Origin of the sequence: Deinococcus sp. JMULE3 (assembly GCF_013337115.1) — a bacterium.
Classification (GTDB): domain Bacteria; phylum Deinococcota; class Deinococci; order Deinococcales; family Deinococcaceae; genus Deinococcus.
In genome coordinates, this window is the sequence record NZ_SGWE01000004.1 from 423,154 (window position 1) to 440,937 (window position 17,784).

Here is a 17,784-nt window from a genome sequence, read left to right on the forward strand (position 1 = left end):
CGGCTCACAGCCCTTGCCCTCCGCGCTACGCTGCGGGCGTGACTGACGCCACTTCTGCCGTTCCGGACCCGCAGCGGGCCTGGGCGTTCCGTCCGGCCTCTCCCCTGCCCGGCGCGCCCGGTGGGCCTCTGGCGGGGTTGACGTTCAGCGTGAAGGACCTGTTCGGCGTGGCGGGGTGGCCGCTGCGGGCCAGTACCCGCGCGCCCGTTCCGGACCCCGGCCCGAGTCCGCTGGTGACGCGGCTACTGGCGCTGGGCGCGTCGGCGGTCGGGAAGACGCACCTGCATGAGATCGCGCTGGGCATCACGGGCGTCAACGGCTTCGGAGGCACGGACCACCCGTTCCTGCCGGGCCGCGTGCCGGGCGGGAGCAGCAGCGGCGCGGCGGTCAGCGTGGCGCTGAAACAGGTGGACTTCGCGCTGGGGACGGACACGGGCGGCAGCGTCCGCGTGCCCGCCGCGTGGTGCGGCGTGGTGGGCTTCAAACCCACCAGGGATCATCCGGCGTGGCCGACGGACGGCGTGCTGCCCCTGTCCGTGACGTGCGATCACGCGGGACCGCTGGCGCGGGACGTGGCGACCGTCACGCGCGTCCACGAGGCCCTGACCGGGCAGACGGTGCCGGAGGCGGCCCTGGGTGGCCTGCGGGTGGGCCTGTGGCTGCCCGGCGGCTGGGTCACGGAGGACGTCCGCGCGGCGCTGCGCGACGTGGCGGGCGCCCTCACCGGCGCGGGCGCGACCGTGGAGGACGTGGACTTCCCCGAGGTGCTGGACGCGTACTCCCCGATCGTGCTGAGCGAGGCGGCGCAGGTTCACCGCGAGGCGCTGCACCTGGACGATCCGGGCTTCCTGCCGTTCACGCTGGCCTCGCTGCGGCAGGGCGCGGCCCTGACGGACGCGGAGGTGCAGGCCGCCCACGAGCGCCGCGCCGCGTACCGCGCGCAGCTGAACGACCTGCTGACCCGCTTCGACCTGCTTCTCGCCCCGGCGGTGCCCACCCCGCCCCCCGCGCAGGGCCAGGACGAGGTGCTGCTGCCGGACGGCCCCACGCCGCTGCGCCGGGCAGTGCTGCGCCTCACCGCGCCGTTCAGTCTGCTGGGCGCGCCCGTGGTGGCCCTGCCGACCCGCACTGCGTTCATCGGCGCGCAGCTGATCGCCCCGCACGGACAGGACGACCGCCTGCTGGGCCTGGCCCGCGCGCTGGAACGTACCCTGGACGGTGCATGAAACCCCTTCACCTCCTCCCTGCCCTGGCGCTGCTGACCGCGTGCGCGCCCACCACACAGATCCAGCCGACGTACACCTACGAGGGTGAGGCCCGCTTCCTGCTCCTCCCGCAGAAGCTGCGCGTCACGTACACCGTGAACCCAGGCACGCACGAGGTCCGAGGCGAGTACCGCAACCTCAGCAGCGGCGACACCTTCACTCTGACCGGCACGCAACTCCCTACCCCGGACGGCGAGACGCTGACCGCGAAGATCGACCCTGGCGACACCCCCCGCCTGAACGCCAGCCTGCTGGGCTTCGGCATCAGCAACGTGCCCCTGAAGGCCAGCGGCACCCTGTCCGCCACCGTCACCGCCACCCGCCTGAGCGGCACGCTGCGCGTGAACGGCCTCAGTTACCCCGTCACCCTGAACCGCGTGCGCTGAACCGCCCGCACCGAACGTCCCTGGACCCGGGATCGGGGGGACGTTCAGTGCAGCGTCACGGCCGCCCCCTGGACGGGCAGGGCCGCGATGCGCGCCCGCAGGTGCGCGCCCGTCAGGTCCGGCAGGCCGTCCAGCACCACCTGCGCCAGCGCGCCGCTCGGCAGGCCCGCGCGGGTCAGCCAGCCGCCCTGCGTCAGGGCGTCCACGGCGTCCAGCACGGCACGTTCCGGACGGCCCAGGAGTGCGGCGAGCCACGGGACACTCAGGCGCTCCGGCGGGACGCCCAGCGCCAGCACCCGCAGCACATCCAGCGCCGCGCCCCGCACCGCCCCGATCCGCCGCGCCAGCCCGTCACGGGTCGGGCCGGGCGGGACCAGCAGCGCCTCGGGCAGGTCGCCGCGCGCACGGGCGTCCTCCAGCACGGCGCGCAGCACGCCCGGATGCCCGCCACTGAAGCGGTGCAGGGCGTCCAGTTGCGCGTCCCGCACACCCGGCAGGAAGTGCTGCGCGAGCGCCTCGCACGCCGCGCGGCCCAGCGGCGGCAGGCGGAACTCCACGGCGGCCCCCGCGTCCACCAGCGCCGCGTTCCGCGCCCGGTACGGTTCGCCCAGTTCGTCCGGGCGGTACGCGACGAGCACCGAGTGCCGCGAGCCCTCCAGCCACGCCCGCTGCGTCAGGTGCACCGCGAACGCGTGCGACGCCGCGTCCCAGTGATGGAAGTCGTCCGTCCAGCCCACCCCGCCACGCGGGAAGACCTCCGCCAGGAGCGCCACGACCGCCGCGAACGCGTCCGGCGTGACCGGCTGCGCCGACAGCGTCCGCAGCCGCGCCTCGACCGCCGAGGGCAGACCGGCGCAGGGACGCGCCCGCAGGTCCCGCAGCAGGTCGTCCACCGTCCGCTGGTACGTGCTCAGCGGCGCGGCCGAATCGCCCGGCAGCGCGACGGACGACGTGCACGGCACCCCCCCAAGGTGCGGACGCAGCGCGTCCCACACGGCACTCTTGCCGCTGCCCGCCTCGCCGCTGATGAACACCACCTTCCGCGCCTCCAGGCTGTCCAGCACCCGAATGATCAGGTCATCCAGGCCCACGATGGGCGCTTCCGGCCGCACCGGGGCGTCCTGGGACGGCGTGGGCGGCGCGAGCAGCAGCGGGCCGCGCACCTCCCGCCACTCGCGCGCCGCCGCGCCCCGCAGTGGCGAGTGCAGCGGCAGCACCGCCAGCAGGCGCCGCAGTTCAGGCTCCTCGAACGGCGCGGCGCCCGGCAACGTGAACGCCGCCTCCGCGTGACGGGCCGCCTCGACACTGCGCCCCCCGTCCCGCGCGGCCTCCGCCAGCGTCAGGTGCGCCGCACGCGCGCCCCCGGCCAGCGCCTCGCGCGTGGACAGCACCCATTCCTCCAGTTCCGCGCCCAGCGGCACGTCCAGCCCGCACAGGAACTCCCCGCCGTACACGTCCAGCGCGCCGCGCGCGTCCCCGGTCGTCAGGTGATCCCGGAACAGGTGCGCGTCGGTCGTGACGGTCGCCTCCAGCCAGCCGGGACCCTCGCGCAGCACCGCGCCCAGGGGCCGCAGGCGGATCAGGTGCTGCGCCAGACTGTTCAGCGCGTTGCGGGACTCCGGCCAGAACAATCGCGCCAGCCGCGCGCGGGACTGACGGCCCTCCAGGGACAGGTACGCCAGCAGCAGCAGCGGCTTGGGCCTCTGAACCACCCCGCCGACACTCAGTTCACCCAGCGTCCGCAGCGCGGGCACGGGGGCAGGACAGGTTGACTCCACGGGGACCTCCAGAGGGAAAGTCGCCTGCGGCCCGCCTCAGGTAGACAGCGGGGATACTCAGCGGCAGCAGCGTACCTCTCATTGTTCCCACCTGCGCCCCGCGCGCAAGCAGAAATGACCACGCGCCCACACCCGCTTCCCCATCAGCCCCGCTTCATGAGCCGCGCGTACCCTGCCCCGCATGCGCCCCCGCACCCTCGCCCGCCCCGCGCTGACCGCCACCCTGCTCCTGACGCCCGCCCTGAGCGGCTGCGCGTGGGGCGCGTACTTCCCCGCGATCACGCCCCTGGAACGGCAGGTCAACGGCGTGTACGAGGGCGAAGGCAACGGCCCCACCGGACGCGTTCCGTACCGCCTGACGCTGGGCCTCGTGGAACGCGACGGGCGCGCCAGCGGCAGCCTCGTGAACCTGGAAAGCCGCAAGGTGTACGCCGGGAGCGGCAGCTTCAAACGGCTCGTGGACGGCACCGAGATCACCCTGCAGCTGTTCGAGAACGGCGCGCACCGCGCGAACCTGTACGTCGTGCGGCGCGACACCGACGGAACAGTCAGTCTGGACGGGCACCTGCGGACCGTCCTGCTGGGCCGCGAAGCCCTCAGCTATGGCGTCAGCCTGCGCCCCGTGCCCGCGCAGCCCTGAGCCTGCCTACCGGTTGAACGGCTTCTCCTGAATGAGGTTGAACCCACGGGACTTGAGCGGAGCCGAAATGGACTGCGTGAACTCCCGGTCCTCCCGCAGCGTCTGCAGGCCCGTGCGGAAGCTGAGCCCCACGTGCACCGTGATCAGCGCCGTGAGCAGCCACGGCAGCACCCGCCGCCACACCGGACGCGGCGCCCACGGAGCCGCCGCCACCGCGCCTCCGGTGAACGCAGCCCGCAGTCGCCGCGCGTCCAGCGCCAGGAGCAGCAGCGCCGCCAGCAGCAGGTGACCACTGAAGAGTTTCACCGGCACGTCGTAGAAGAGGTTCAGCGCGAACACGTTCGTCATGGTGATCGCCGCGACCAGTGCGCCTGCCGTCACGGTGCGGCGGTGCAGGAGCAGCAGCGCGGGCAGCACCTCGGCCACGCCCGCCACGAGCTGATACCCGGGACTGGCCGCCATGAACCGCCACAGCAGCCCCATCGGACTGGATTCACCGTACGTGCCCGCCAGTTGCCAGCTGCCGATCAATCCGAACTGCGAGAACGCGAACTTGCTCAGCCCGTACATGGTCAGCCACCAGATCAGCACCGCCCGCAGGAACGTCCGCAGCGCCACCCGCTGAACAGCGGTAGGGGCCGACCGCTGCCGCTCGGCCCAGACCAGCCCGGCGGCCACCGCCAGCAGCAGCAGGCACAGCGTCCACGCCCAGTCGAACGCAGTGTCCCCACTGCCCGTCGGTTGGGGAATGGGCGGCACCGGCACCTGAAACACCGCGCGGCTGACCACGTCCGCGAGCTGCCGCACGACTGGCAGACCTTCCAGATGCAGGATCGGCTGCGTGCCGACACCCAGCGACAGGAACGCGTACGACGCGGGGAAGGTGAACATCAGCCGCCGCCAGAACGGAATGGCCGTCAGGGCGGGCTCAGCGGGGGCGGCGTTCAGGCTGGTCACGCCTTCAGTGTGCCTCGCGCGGCGTCGGCGCGGGACCGCACCTGCCGCCTCCAACCGCTGCCCCCCAACCCGCTAGAATCCTGAACGCTGCCCCTGCCTGCGCGGGGGCGTGGGAAAGGCCCCGGAATCCATCCGTCCGGCTGAGCGTGGGTGCAAAAAATGAATGCTCACATGATTACGCTCAGATAGATGTTCACAATAGAATCAACGGTTTTTTATATTTCATGCAGAAATTTCTGGGCTAAATGACACAGAGTGACTTTATCGGAAAAGGAGCATCATAATTGGAATTTTTAGCAGGTTGTGTGTTTGGCTTCATAGACGGAATTATATTATCCGCCCTCGTCTTTATTTTTTTATTGTTCGCTAGGGATAATGGATGGTTCGGTGGTTTACTCTGGTTATTTTTTATACCTATTTTAATCATTTTCGTAGCAGTTAGCAGTTATATTACATCTGAGGCCTTTGGATTATTTCCAGATTTGCAGAAAGGCCTAGAGAGAATGAGCTTTAGCGTTGGCGTAGGATCTCAAAAACCTCGCTTTAGACATTCCCCCTCTGGAATAAACTATGCAAACATAGGCTCAGCAGCCGGATATGCCATAGCCGCCATCGCGTCATATTTGTGTTCCTTTATCCCAAATTCGTCAAACCGTATAGAGAGTCCGATTTGGCTCAATCTAGATGGTGGAATCCATCAAGAAAGGCTCGCTTCCAAGAGATGCAGGAAGCCTATGCTCGAGCAATCGATGCTGACACGAAGCACGATGAGGCGTCACCCGTAAACACAAACGATGAAGATAAGTGACTATCGAAACCAAACCGAAGGACAACCTGCGATATTGACTTCCCCATTCAGGCGCGTGTCCAGCCTCAAGGAACACGATGGGCTGTGTGAACTGTCGCACATCGCCGCCAATCTCCGTGATGTCACTGAAAACTCAGAAGTTCTTGTGCTCCGAGTTGATGCGTTCGGAAATCATCGCACTGTCGCTATGAGGCGGCCCTGTGACATTCGGGTTGCGTGGTGGTCGCTAGAATTGCCAGCATGTGCTTTTGGAAATACAACCTGAGGGACTTCTAACGTGCGTGCCCACATCGTCACCTACGGGTGTCAGATGAACGAGTACGACACGCATCTGGTGCAGTCGCAACTCGTGAGTTTCGGGGCGGACATCGTGGACAGCGTGGACGTGGCCGATTTCGTGCTGCTGAACACCTGCGCCATTCGCGGGAAGCCCGTGGAGAAGGTCCGCAGTCTGCTGGGTGACCTGCGCAAGATCAAGGCCCGCCGCCCCCTGGTGATCGGCATGATGGGCTGCCTGGCGCAGCTGGAGGAAGGGCAGCAGATGGCGCGGAAGTTCGGCGTGGACATCCTGCTGGGGCCGGGCAGCCTGCTGGACATCGGCAAGGCGCTGGAGAGCAACGAGCGGTTCTGGGGTCTGGCGTTCCGCGATGAGCTGCATGACCACGTTCCACCCGCTCCGGCGGGGCAGTTGCAGGCGCACCTGACGATCATGCGGGGTGTGATCATCACTGCACGTACTGCATCGTCCCGACGACGCGCGGGCCGCAGGTGAGCCGCCACCCGGACGACATCCTGCGGGAACTGGATTCCCTGCTGGTGGCGGGCGTGCAGGAGGTGACGCTGCTGGGGCAGAACGTGAACGCGTACGGCGTGGATCAGGGAGCGCGCGTGGGCGGGTACCCGAGTTTCGCGAACCTGCTACGGCTGGTGGGGCGCAGTGGGGTGCGGCGCGTGAAGTTCACGACGAGCCACCCGATGAACTTCACGGAGGACGTCGCGGCGGCCATGGCGGAAACGCCCGCCATCTGCGAGTACGTGCATCTCCCGGTACAGAGCGGCAGCAACCGGGTGCTGCGCCGCATGGCGCGCGAGTACACCCGCGAGGATTACCTGCGGCACGTCGCGGATATCCGCAAGCACCTGCCGCACGCGGTCCTGGCGACGGACATCATCGTGGGGTTCCCCGGCGAGACCGAGGAGGACTTCCAGAAGACGCTGAGCCTCTACGACGAGGTGGGCTTCGACAGTGCGTACATGTTCGCGTACTCGCCCCGCCCCGGCACGCCCAGCTACAAACACTTCGACGACCTGCCGCGCGAGGTGAAGACCGAACGGCTGGAGCGGCTGATCGCGCGGCAGAAGGAGTGGAGCGCCCGGAAGAACGCCGCGAAGGTCGGCACCATCCAGGAGCTGCTGCTGCGCGGCGAGGCGCACGACAACGGCTTCCTGGAGGGCCACACGCGCGGCAACCACCCGACGGTGGTGCCCAAGGCAGTCGGCGTGACCGGCCCCGGCGTGCACCTAGCGCGGATCGAGCACGCGACGCCGCACATGATGTACGCGAAACTCGTGGACGCCAGCGGGAACGACCTGCCGGAACTGCCGAAACTGAACCCGGAAGCAGCGGCGCTGACCTCGCCCCTGGCAATGGCCTGACCTGACCCGAGCGCGCCGCCCTGCACCACTGCGGGGCGGCGTTCTCGCTGCGCCCCACGCGCTTCTCAGGGAACCATCATGTTAAAGCTACGCTCAGACGCGAGAGTGGACCGCATGAAGAAAGTGATCCTCGCCGCGCTTGCCACCCCCGTCATCCTCGCGTCCTGCGGCACCGCGCTGGGCGGCAGCGACGGCAGCGAGAAACTCCTGAGCGTCACCACCAGCCACACCGTCTCGGGCGCGCCCGTCCTGTGCGACAGCGTGAACGGCGCGAACAGCGGCACGCAGATCGTGATCGGCCTCGCGGCGGGCGGCACCATCCAGAACGTCAAGGTGAACCTGACCGACGCCGCCGGGAAGGTCGTCAGCACCACCGACGTCGCCGGGAACTACCTCCTGAAGGGCGACAAGGACGGCGAATTCAAACTGCCCGTCACGCGCATCGCCAGCGGCGCACTGACCGTGAACACCGCCGTGACCGCCCCCGCCGCCGTGACGGTCAGCGGAAGCTCCGTCGCCACGCTGAAGGCCGACATCGTGATCAACCGCAGCCGCAGCAGCGTGAAACTGGCAAGTACCGTCGCGCTGCCCGTGTACGCCACCTGCACGAAGTAACCCCCGCACCCTCCCCTGCCCCCCGCCCCGCGCGGGGGTTTTTCTCGTGGCACGCATGAGGACACGGTCGGGGCGTTCCTTCATTCCTTTAGGGAGGATCAAGTGGACCGTCATGTGTGGGTGCGTGTGGGGCGACACAGTGGAAGGCATGAAGAAACTGATGCTGGCAGCGGTGGGATTGACGGGCGTTCTGGCAAGTTGCGGGTCGTACGGGAGTGCGCCGGACGGGAGCGCGAATGGTCGCGTGGTGGAGATCACGACCGAGTACACCCTGCAGGGCAGCAGCCCGGCGAAATACGTGGGCTGCGACAACGTCTCGAACCCGACCGATCCGGCGCGCGCGACGAGCACGCAGGTGGTCGTGAAGTTCGCCACCGCAGGCAGCGTGACGAAAGTGGACGTGACCCTGAAGGGCACGACGAGCAGCACGTACAATGAGACCAAGACGTTCACGCTCAGCCAGCTCAGCAAGGACAGCAGCGGGAACTATCAGGCCGTGTTCGACTTCCAGTCGGCGTCGGGTGATTTCCTGCCCGCCAGCATCATCGTGAACCCCACGCCTCCCGCCATCCGCGAGCCCCGCGCCGTCACCGCGTCCAACCTCGCCGGGTCGTTCTACGCCGACCTGAAGGTGTACACGAGTACCGGCTCGTCCTTCACGATCACCAGTGCGAACCTCAGTAGGGTGAACGTGTACCGCAACTGCACGCTGGCTGGCGTGGCCCAGCCTCTCAGCAAGTAATCCACTGCCCTCACGGAAACCCTTGCCTTCGTGGTCGGGGTTTTTCCTGTGTTCTCACGTCGGGTCAGCCTCTCATCACGCGGGCGTCAGGTTCGCCGGGCAGAGTGAGAGGCATGAAGAAAGTTGCTCTGGCCGCCGCTGCCCTCGCCTCTGCCCTTGCCGGTTGTTCCGTGACCGTCAGCGTGCCGGATTTCACGCCCGGCACGCAGCCCTCGACATCCCTGAAGCTGACGTCGTTCTCGTACAGCACGCAGTACCGCACGAGTGCGGAGTACCGTGATCAGGACGGTCAGGTGATCCCGGCCGGGTCGTACATCATCTGTGACAACAAGAGCACGGAGATGTACGTGGATCTGGACTGGACGGGCGGTCTGAAGCAGGTGTACACGCAGTTCGAGGGTCTGAAGACGGGCGGCACGCAGAACTTCAGCTTCTACTCGTATGGCTCGGCGGATTACAGCGGCAGCGCGGTGCTGAGCGCGACGCTGGGTGCCGGGACCGCGCCGTTGAGCGTGCCCGGGAAGCTGAACGCGCAGGCAATCGTGGTGAACCCGGTGATCCTGGACGTGAAGGGGAACACGTTCGTGAAGGTGCAGGGTCTGGACGCGGCGGGTCGGTACAGCAACATTCTGGAGTCCGCGCAGGCGTTCCCGGTCGTGGACTGCCAGTAAACGTCAGGTGAAACGCGCCGCCCCGAGGAGATGGGGCGGCGCGTTTTGTCGTGCGTTCAGGTCAGGGGGGTGAGGCCCGCTTCGATCTGCGCGCGGTGCGGTTCCAGGAAGGGTGCGAGGATCAGCGTTTCGCCCAGGTGGTCGGGGTGTTCGTCGACAGCGAAGCCGGGGCCGTCGGTGGCGAGTTCGATCAGGACGCCCTGCGGTTCGCGGTAGTAGATGCTGTGGAACCAATGGCGGTCGACCTCGCCGCTGGTGCGCAGGCCCAGGCTGGTCAGGTGGGTGTTCCAGTCGTGGTACTGGTCGTCGTGGACGCGCAGGGCGATGTGGTGCACGCCGCCCGCACCGGGCCGGGCGGGTGGGATGGTCGGGTCGATGCGGAGGTGCAGTTCCGCGTGCGGGCCGCCCTCATTCATGGCATAGACGTGAATGGTCCGCCCTGGTTGTTCGGGGTCGGGGTACGAGCCTGCGGGCGTGAGGTGGTAGGCGCGTTCGAGGACGCGGGTGGTGGGGAACAGGTTCGGGAGGGTCAGTTCGGCGGGTCCCAGGCCGAGGATCTGCTTCTCGGTGGGGATGGGGCTGGCGTCCCAGGGGGTGCCTTCGGGGCCGCCCTCGACGAGGCTGAGGCGCTGGCCTTCGGGATCGCTGAAATCAAGGTGGGCGCGGCCGTGGCGGGTCACGGGGGTGACGGGGGTGCCGCTGGCGGTCAGGTGCGCCTGCCACCAGTCGAGGGTGCCGGTGGGGACGCGCAGGCTGGTGCGGCTGACGCTGTTGTTGCCGGGCTGTTCGCGGGGAACGTCCCACTGGAAGAAGGTCAGGTCGCTGCCGGGGGTGCCGTCGCGGTCGGCGTAGAAGAGGTGGTAGGCGGTGACGTCGTCCTGGTTGACGGTCTTCTTGACGAGGCGCAGGCCGAGCGTCTGGGTGTAGTACCCGAGGTTGGCGCGGGCGTCGGCGGTGACGGCGGTGACGTGGTGTAGGCCGTGCGGGGTGAGGGGCGTGGTGGTCATGCCCACACTCTAATTCGTTTGATGTTAAGCGATTGTGACGAGCCGACAGCCGTCACGCCTCCCCGCCCACGTCCCACGCGCCGCCCCGCACCACCCGACGCTCCCAGCCCAGCACGTCCCCCTCCTCGACGTCCGGCACGCCCAGTGTCCGCAGCATGTGAATCAACTGCGCCCGGTGATGCATGGAATGCGTGATCACATGCGCGATGGCCCCACCGAACGACTTGCGCCGCGGCGGATCGTCCAGCACGTCCACCCAGGTGTCATCCAGCCGCTCCTCCGCCTGCACCCACCTCGCGAGCGCCGCCAGCTGCGGCCCCACCACCTCCAGCCGCCACGCCAGCTCATCCAGACTGACCCGGTCCCCCGGACCCACGCGCGGCGGGACGCCGCTCATCAGGTCCGTCCAGACCTCCATGTTCCGCACGATATGGGCCAGGGTCGCCCGCACCGTCCGCCACCCCAGGTCGAACGGCTGATCCAGCCCCGCCTCGTCCAGCACGCGCGCCTGATCCAGTAGCCGCCCCGTCGTCCACGCGTCATGCCCCAGCAGCCGCTCCAGCAGATCCATACCGCACTCTACCCACGCAGCAACAGCACAACAGGAGAGCGGGCCGCAGGATCACCCCCACGGCCCACTCCCGACTGCCTACTTCCCCGGCGATGGTGTCCAGTTCCGGTCACGGGAGAACCGCACTCCCGCGACCTCCACTTCCCACCAACGCCTCTGGCGGCTGCTCGTTCCACTCGGTTCAGGGCCGTGCCCTGAACGCCGTCACAGCACCTCGAACAGGCCCGCCGCGCCCATGCCGCCGCCGATGCACATGGTCACCACGACGTGCTTCGCGCCGCGGCGTTTGCCTTCCAGCAGGGCGTGCCCGGTCAGGCGCGCGCCGCTCATGCCGTACGGGTGCCCGATGCTGATGGAGCCGCCGTTCACGTTGTACTTCTCGGGGTCGATGCCGAGGTGGTCGCGGCAGTACAGGGCCTGCACGGCGAACGCCTCGTTCAGTTCCCACAGGTCGATGTCGTCCACGCTGAGGCCGTGTCGCTTGAGGAGTTTCGGCACGGCGAACACCGGGCCGATGCCCATCTCGTCGGGCTCGCACCCGGCGATGGCGAAGCCCTTGAACAGGCCCAGCGGAGCGAGGCCGCGTTCGCGGGCGACGTCGGCGTTCATGACGACCACGGCAGCCGCGCCGTCGCTGAGCTGGCTGGCATTCCCGGCGGTGATGACGCCGCCCTCGAACACGGGTTTCAGTTTGCCCAGGCCTTCCAGGGTGGTGTCGGCGCGGTTCCCCTCGTCCAGGGTGCGGGTGACGGTCTGGTCGCTGATCTCGCCGGTGGCCTTGTCCTGCACCTTCATGGTGGCGGTCATGGGGACGATCTCGTGCTCGAACAGTCCGGCCTGCTGGGCGCGGGCGGTGCGCATCTGCGAGTGGTACGCGTACTCGTCCTGCTGCTCACGGGTGATGCCGTAGCGTTTGGCGACGATCTCGGCGGTTTCCAGCATGGGCATGTAGATGGCGGGCTTGTGCTCCATGAGCCATTCGCCGCGCAGGCGGTACTTGTTCGCGTGTTCGTTCTGCGTCAGCGTGATGCTTTCCAGGCCGCCCGCGACGTACACGTCGCCCTGGCCGGCCATGACGCTGTTCGCGGCGGTGGCGATGGTCTGCAGGCCGCTGGAGCAGAAGCGGTTCACGGTCTGCCCCGCCACGCCCACCGGCAGGCCGGCGCGCAGCGCGATCTGCCGGGCGATGTTGCTGCCGGTGGCACCCTCGGGGTTCCCGGCGCCCATGATGACGTCCTCGATCTCGGCGGGGTCCACGCCCGCGCGGGCGACGGCGTGCGTGACGGCGTGCGCGCCCAGGTCGCTGCCGTGCGTGTCGTTCAGGAAGCCGCGGTAGGCCTTGCCGATGGGAGTGCGGGCGGTGGAGACGATGACAGCTTCAGGCATGGGGTTTACTCCTTCGCGGCGTGCGCCGCAGGTGAGGGGGTGGAAACAATGCGCTGCAGTTCAGCGAGGACAAGCGCGGCGGTGTGGTCGGTGGTGTGGTGATCGAGGACGAACTGCCGCGCGGCCCGCCCGAACTCCCGGGTGCGCTCCGGGTGTGCCGCGAGCGCCTGCAATGCGCGGGCCAGCACGTCCGGCTGCGCGGGCACCGTCAGGCCGGTCACGCCGTCCTGCACGAGTTCCGCCTGCGCCGGAATGTCCGTCGTGACGACCGGGAGGCCGGACGCCATGGCTTCCAGCGTCACCAGGGACTGGTTCTCCGCCAGGGTGGGTTGCAGCAGCGCGTCCGCCGCGCGGTACAGCTCCGGCATATCCCAGCGGCGGCCCAGGAACCGGACGTTCCGCAACCCCAGGCGCGCCGCGTAGCCCTGCACCAGTTTCCCCACGCTGGAGTCCATGTCCCCGACGAACACGAAATCCAGGTCCGGGGCGTGCCGCGCCGCGCGGACGCTCATCCACTGGTTCTTCTCGGGCGTGAAGCGGCCCGGAATCAGGACCGTGAAGCGCGTGAATCCCAGCGACTCGCGCAGCGCCGCGCGGTCCTCGGGGGTGGCGGGCCGGAACTGCTCTGGGTCCACGCCGTTCGTCACGAAGGTCGTGTCCCGCAGCCCCATCGGACCGCGCAGGAATGCGGCGCCCCAGCGGGACACGGTCAGCAGGTGCCCCGCGCGGCGCAGCGGAATCGCCTTCGTGAAGCGGTACGTCTCGCGGTACAGCGCCCGCAGCGGCGGCGCGTAGTGGTAGTCCAGCTGATCGTGCGACACGACCAGCGTCGGCGCGGCCAGCCGGGGCAGCAGGCGCAGGTACGTGCCGGGGTCCCAGGCCTGCAGCAGGCGCAGGTCGAAGTCACGGGTCAGGTCCGGCAGGCCCGACAGGTCCGCGTAGCGCCGCACCGGAATCCCGGCCTCGCCGAACTGCGCGGCCAGCCGGTCCAGGCTCTCCCCCACCCGCAGGAATACGGTGGGCTGCACGCCCCCCGGCAGCAGGCGCGGCAGGACGTACAGCAGCCACAGTTCACTGCCCGCCACGCGCGGCGCGTCGGTCAGGACCGCCAGTCGCATGGGCGGCGCGGCCGACCCGGCGGCGCGCGTTCCGTCGTCGGGGACAGCTTCCCCCAGCGGAATATTCATGAACCGAGTCTAGCGTCTCCGGTGGGTCGCGTCCCGCGCGGACGCCCCACCCCACCGGAAGGTGCCTCAACTTCCCGGCATGAAGACCCGGTTAATGTCATAGTGACCTGCTGGGACGCCCGCGTCCCCACCCCGGAGCCCCCACTGATGAACTTCCTCGCCTTCCTCGACATTCTCGGCCTCGTCCTGTTCGCGCTGTACGTCGTGCAGCAGACCGCCAGCGCCCTGATGCGCCCCCGCCGCATCCCCCACGCCCAGGGCGGCGTGCACGTCACGTTCCTGATCCCCGCGCTGAACGAGGCGCAGGTCATCGAGGCGACCCTCCAGAACGTCCGCACCGTCGCCCCCGACGCCCGCGTGATCGTCATCGACGACGCCAGCGACGACGGCACCGACCACATCGTCCGCGCGTTCGCGCAGCGCGACCCCGACGTGCGCCTCCTGCGCCGCGAGTTCCCCGAAGCGCGGCAGAACAAGGGCCGCGCCATGAACTGGGCCGTCACGCGCCTCCTGGCCGAACCCGAGATGCAGGGCCAGGACCTCACGCAGCACGTCTTCGTGGGCCTGGACGCCGACGGCCGCCTGGGGAGCGACTTCGTCCCGCAGGTGCGCGGCGCGTTCCAGGACCCGCACGTCCTCGCCGCGCAGGGCTGGATGCGCTACCGCCAGACGACCAGCGAACTCCCGGGCCTGCAGGGCGCGCTGGCGCGCGTGCTGCTCATCCAGCAGGACCTCGAGAACTTCATCCTGGGTCACTACCAGCGCGTGCGGCACTGGGCGGGCACCGCGTCCCTGACCGGCAACGGCCAGTGCATGCGCGCCAGTTACGTCGCCGGGCAGCTCGCACGCGGCGTGGAACCCTGGCCGGACGTGCTGCTCGAGGACTTCGGCAGCGCCCTGGAAATCCGCCTGCACGACCCCAGGGCCCGCATCGCGCTGCTCACCGCGCACGTCGGGCAGCAGGGCATGATCAGCCCCGTGCCGTTCATGCGCCAGCGTGCCCGCTGGATCCAGGGCACCATGCAGTGCCTGCGCTACCTGGGCCGCCTGTGGGGCGCACGCGCCCACCCCGTCACCCTGGCGGACTTCACGTACCTGATCCTCGGCCCGTGGCTGAACACCCTGATGATCATCAGCCTGCTGTCCCAGCCGCTGCGCCGCGCGTTCGGCTGGCACGGCTTCACGTCCCCCGCGTGGGTGGCGACCGTGTTCACGCTGCTGCCCCTGGCGTTCCAGCTGAACTGGGCGCTGCGCTACCGCGCCGAACGCCGCCTGCCGCTGTGGGTGGTCGGGTACATCATGCTGACCCTCCCGGTGTTCAGCGCGATCACGCTGTGGTCGCTGCCGCTGGCGCTGTTCAACCACTTCACCGGGCGGCGCGGCTGGTACAAGAGCGTCCGGCACGACGAACCCACCGACGGCACCCTGGCCGCATCCGGCACCACAGGCTGAGCGGAGCAGGGACAGGAGACGGGCCGGAAGCATGCACGCCTCCGGCCCGTTTCCCGTTCCCGCTGAGGGCTAGATCCGCTCGCCGGACTGCGGGTCGAACAGGACCGCGCCGGGGCACAGCGCCTCGACCGCTTCCATGAGCAGGGCGGCGTCGTTGAAGTGCTCCAGGTCCGGGTCGGGGCTCAGCCCGCCGAGGGTCAGCACCGCCCCGAACGTCTTCCGGCGTTCGGCGTCGGTGGCGACCGTCAGGATCACGTCGCGCAGCCCGGCCAGTTCACTGCCATTGCCGGTGCCGTCATCGAGGGCGATGAAGAAGCGGTACCCGCCGAACGCGACCTCTCCGGCCCGGTCGCCGGGGCGCAGGCTGGCCTCCGCTCCGGCGTGCCGGGCGACCCGCGCGCCCAGCCCGCCCAGGTCGGTGCCTGCCGGAAGAAGCGCGTGGGTCAGGTACGGGGTGACGCTCAAGGCCGTGGTCTCAGCGTCCTCTGCTCGCGTCCAGCCCGGCGAAGCTGCCGCCCTCGTCCGCGAGGCGCTTCAGGAGGGGGGCGGGCGTCTGGCCGTAGCGTTCCAGGTCTGCCACGACGCTCTGCAGGCCCATCTCGTCGGCGTACTGCATGGGGCCGCCGCGGTAGGCGGGGAAGCCGTAGCCGTACAGGTAGATCACGTCGATGTCCCCGGCGCGCGCGGCGATGCCCTCGTCGAGGATCTGCGCGCCCTCGTTCACCAGGGTGTACGCGAGGCGTTTGGTCAGTTCGTCGGTGCTGATGTCGCGGGGGGTGACGCCCTTCTCGGCGCGGTACGTGTCGATCAGGGCCTGCACGTCCGCGTTCGGGCGGGGTTTGCGCGTCTCGTCGTAGTCGTAGATGCCGCCGCCGGTCTTCTGGCCCTTGCGGCCGGTCTTCACGATCCGGTCGAGCCACCCGTCCGGTTCGGGTTCGCCGCTGACCCTGGCGCGGTGCACGCGGATGGCGTGGCCGATGTCCAGTCCGGCCATGTCGCTCATCTGGAAGGGACCCATGGGGAGGCCCAGGGCGTTCATGGCGGCGTCCACGTCCTCGGGGCGGGCACCTTCCTCGACGAGCTGGCGGGCTTCCTCGCCGTAGCGGTGCACCATGCGGTTCCCGACGAAGCCGTCGCACACGCCGACGACCACGCCGACCTTTTTAATTTTGCGGGCGAGGGCCATGCTGGTCGCCAGGACCGTGTCGCTGGTCCTGGCGGCGCGGACGATCTCCAGCAGTTTCATGACGTTGGCGGGGCTGAAGAAGTGCAGGCCGATGACGCTCTCGGGGCGGCTGGTGACGGCGGCGATCTCGTTCACGTCCAGGGTGCTGGTGTTCGTGGCGAGGATCGCGCCGGGTTTGGCGATGGCGTCGAGCCGCGTGAAGATGTCCTTCTTCACGTCCATGTTCTCGAACACCGCCTCGATGATGATGTCGGCGTCCGCGAGGCTGCCCATGTCGAGGCTGGGCGTCAGGAGGCCCATGCGGGTCTCGACGTCGTCCTGGCTCATGCGGCCCTTCTTGGCGGTGTTCTCGTAGTTGCGGCGGATGACGCCCAGGCCCCGGTCGAGCGCCTCCTGGGTGGTCTCCACGATGGTCACGGGGATGCCGGCGTTCAGGAAGTTCATGGCGATGCCGCCGCCCATGGTGCCCGCCCCGATGATCCCGGCGCGGCGGATGTCCAGCGTGGGCGTGTCCTTCCCCAGGCCGGGGATCTTCGCGGCTTCCCGCTCGGCGAAGAACACGTGGCGCAGCGCGCGGGACTGCGGGGAGTCCTTCGCCTGCATGAACTTCGTCGCCTCGGCCGCCCAGCCGTCCTGGAAGGGGGCGCCAGCAGCCATCTCGGCGAGGTCGATGATCAGCTCCGGGGACAGCTGCCCGCGGTGGGTCTTCCTGATGCCCTGGCGGGCGGCGGCGAAGACCTCGGGGGTCGCGCCGTCCACGGCGCGTTCACTGATGCGCGGGAGGGGCCGGGTGTCAGCGACCTCGCGGGCGAAGGCGACCGCGCCGCTCAGGAGGTCCCCGTCGATCAGGCGGTCGATCAGGCCGACCTCCTGCCCTTCGGTCGCCTTGATCGGGTTGCCGCTCAGCATCATCTCCAGGGCCTTGGGCGCGCCGACCACGCGGGGGAGGCGCTGGGTGCCGCCCGCGCCGGGCAGGACGCCGAGTTTCACCTCGGGCAGGCCCAGCTGCGCGTCGGGGGTCGCCACGCGGTACGTGCAGCCCATGGCGAGTTCCAGCCCGCCGCCCAGCGCGGTGCCGTGAATGGCGGCGACGGTGGGTTTGGGGAACGCATCCAGTTTTTCGATGGTGCCGCGCAGGTCCGGCGCCTGCTCGCGGGGCATGTTGAAGGTTTTGATGTCCGCCCCGGCGACGAAGGTGCGCCCCCCGCCGATGATCACGACGGCCTTGACGGTGTCGTCTGCAGCGGCGGCGTCAAGGCCGGCCTTGAGGCCCTCGGGGACGCCGGGGCTGAAGGCGTTCACGGGCGGGTTCTGGATGGTCAGGATCAGGACGTCGTCCTGGCGGGACTGCGCGACGATGTTCTCGGTGCTCATGCGGGGCCTCCTGCGGGGCGGTCGGGTTGCGGGGTGCGGTGTGCGGCCCCAGCTTTCCATGAAAGGCCGGGACGGTCAAACACGTTCACGTTCAGAGTGTACG

The 17,784-nt window shown here is 69.1% G+C and carries 15 protein-coding genes and 1 pseudogene; 8 read left to right on the plus strand and 8 right to left on the minus strand.

Going from position 1 to position 17,784, the window contains the following annotated elements:
* Positions 1–38: 38 nt before the first annotated feature.
* Together EXW95_RS04820 and EXW95_RS04825 are read left to right on the plus strand one after the other, a co-directional pair.
* Complete coding sequence (locus EXW95_RS04820) at positions 39–1,226, plus strand: amidase (RefSeq protein ID WP_174366505.1); 1,188 nt, start codon at positions 39–41, stop codon at positions 1,224–1,226.
* Positions 1,223–1,651, plus strand: coding sequence for a hypothetical protein (locus tag EXW95_RS04825; protein WP_174366506.1), 429 nt, complete (start codon positions 1,223–1,225; stop codon positions 1,649–1,651). The genes EXW95_RS04820 and EXW95_RS04825 overlap by 4 nt, the downstream gene beginning before the upstream one ends.
* Positions 1,652–1,695: 44 nt before the next feature.
* On the opposite strand, the gene EXW95_RS04830 is transcribed toward EXW95_RS04825, so the two are convergent.
* Complete coding sequence (locus tag EXW95_RS04830) at positions 1,696–3,405, minus strand: hypothetical protein (RefSeq protein ID WP_174366507.1); 1,710 nt, start codon at positions 3,403–3,405, stop codon at positions 1,696–1,698.
* Positions 3,406–3,610: 205 nt separating this feature from the next.
* Here EXW95_RS04830 and EXW95_RS04835 point away from each other — a divergent pair, with 205 nt between their 5' ends.
* Positions 3,611–4,069: a hypothetical protein gene (locus EXW95_RS04835; RefSeq protein WP_174366508.1), complete on the plus strand. Its 459-nt coding sequence runs from the start codon at positions 3,611–3,613 to the stop codon at positions 4,067–4,069.
* Between the two features lie 6 nt (positions 4,070–4,075).
* On the opposite strand, the gene EXW95_RS04840 is transcribed toward EXW95_RS04835, so the two are convergent.
* A complete protein-coding gene (locus EXW95_RS04840) occupies positions 4,076–5,026 on the minus strand; it encodes a hypothetical protein (protein ID WP_174366509.1) in 951 nt (316 codons plus the stop codon).
* Between the two features lie 1,085 nt (positions 5,027–6,111).
* Here EXW95_RS04840 and miaB point away from each other — a divergent pair.
* The 4 genes and pseudogenes from miaB (at position 6,112) to EXW95_RS04860 (ending at position 9,518) form a co-directional block, all read left to right on the plus strand.
* Positions 6,112–7,490: pseudogene (gene miaB, locus EXW95_RS04845) on the plus strand (tRNA (N6-isopentenyl adenosine(37)-C2)-methylthiotransferase MiaB).
* A gap of 114 nt (positions 7,491–7,604) precedes the next feature.
* Positions 7,605–8,105 carry a hypothetical protein gene (locus tag EXW95_RS04850; RefSeq protein WP_174366510.1) on the plus strand — a complete coding sequence of 167 codons (501 nt, stop codon included), beginning with the start codon at positions 7,605–7,607 and terminating at the stop codon, positions 8,103–8,105.
* 148 nt (positions 8,106–8,253) lie between these two features.
* Entirely contained in the window at positions 8,254–8,847 is a 594-nt protein-coding gene (locus EXW95_RS04855) for a hypothetical protein (protein ID WP_174366511.1), read from the plus strand.
* Positions 8,848–8,960: 113 nt separating this feature from the next.
* Positions 8,961–9,518, plus strand: a complete 558-nt coding sequence (locus tag EXW95_RS04860) for a hypothetical protein (RefSeq protein ID WP_174366512.1) — start codon at positions 8,961–8,963, stop codon at positions 9,516–9,518.
* Between the two features lie 56 nt (positions 9,519–9,574).
* Here the strand turns inward: EXW95_RS04860 and EXW95_RS04865 are convergent, their stop codons facing one another.
* The 4 genes from EXW95_RS04865 to EXW95_RS04880 form a co-directional block, all read right to left on the minus strand.
* Complete coding sequence (locus EXW95_RS04865) at positions 9,575–10,525, minus strand: ring-cleaving dioxygenase (RefSeq protein WP_174366513.1); 951 nt, start codon at positions 10,523–10,525, stop codon at positions 9,575–9,577.
* A 52-nt stretch (positions 10,526–10,577) separates the two neighbouring features.
* On the minus strand, positions 10,578–11,096 hold the full coding sequence (locus EXW95_RS04870) for a DinB family protein (protein WP_174366514.1): 519 nt from the start codon (positions 11,094–11,096) through the stop codon (positions 10,578–10,580).
* 204 nt (positions 11,097–11,300) lie between these two features.
* Positions 11,301–12,482 (minus strand): acetyl-CoA C-acyltransferase, encoded by a 1,182-nt coding sequence (locus tag EXW95_RS04875; protein ID WP_160976299.1) that lies wholly within the window; start codon positions 12,480–12,482, stop codon positions 11,301–11,303.
* Positions 12,483–12,487: 5 nt separating this feature from the next.
* Positions 12,488–13,669, minus strand: a complete 1,182-nt coding sequence (locus EXW95_RS04880) for a glycosyltransferase family 4 protein (RefSeq protein WP_254605501.1) — start codon at positions 13,667–13,669, stop codon at positions 12,488–12,490.
* Positions 13,670–13,816: 147 nt separating this feature from the next.
* Here EXW95_RS04880 and EXW95_RS04885 point away from each other — a divergent pair, with 147 nt between their 5' ends.
* Positions 13,817–15,121 (plus strand): glycosyltransferase family 2 protein, encoded by a 1,305-nt coding sequence (locus EXW95_RS04885; protein WP_174366515.1) that lies wholly within the window; start codon positions 13,817–13,819, stop codon positions 15,119–15,121.
* Between the two features lie 69 nt (positions 15,122–15,190).
* On the opposite strand, the gene EXW95_RS04890 is transcribed toward EXW95_RS04885, so the two are convergent.
* Entirely contained in the window at positions 15,191–15,586 is a 396-nt protein-coding gene (locus EXW95_RS04890) for a hypothetical protein (protein ID WP_174366516.1), read from the minus strand.
* 10 nt (positions 15,587–15,596) lie between these two features.
* Positions 15,597–17,681, minus strand: coding sequence for a 3-hydroxyacyl-CoA dehydrogenase NAD-binding domain-containing protein (locus tag EXW95_RS04895; protein WP_174366517.1), 2,085 nt, complete (start codon positions 17,679–17,681; stop codon positions 15,597–15,599).
* Between the last annotated feature and the right edge of the window lie 103 nt (positions 17,682–17,784).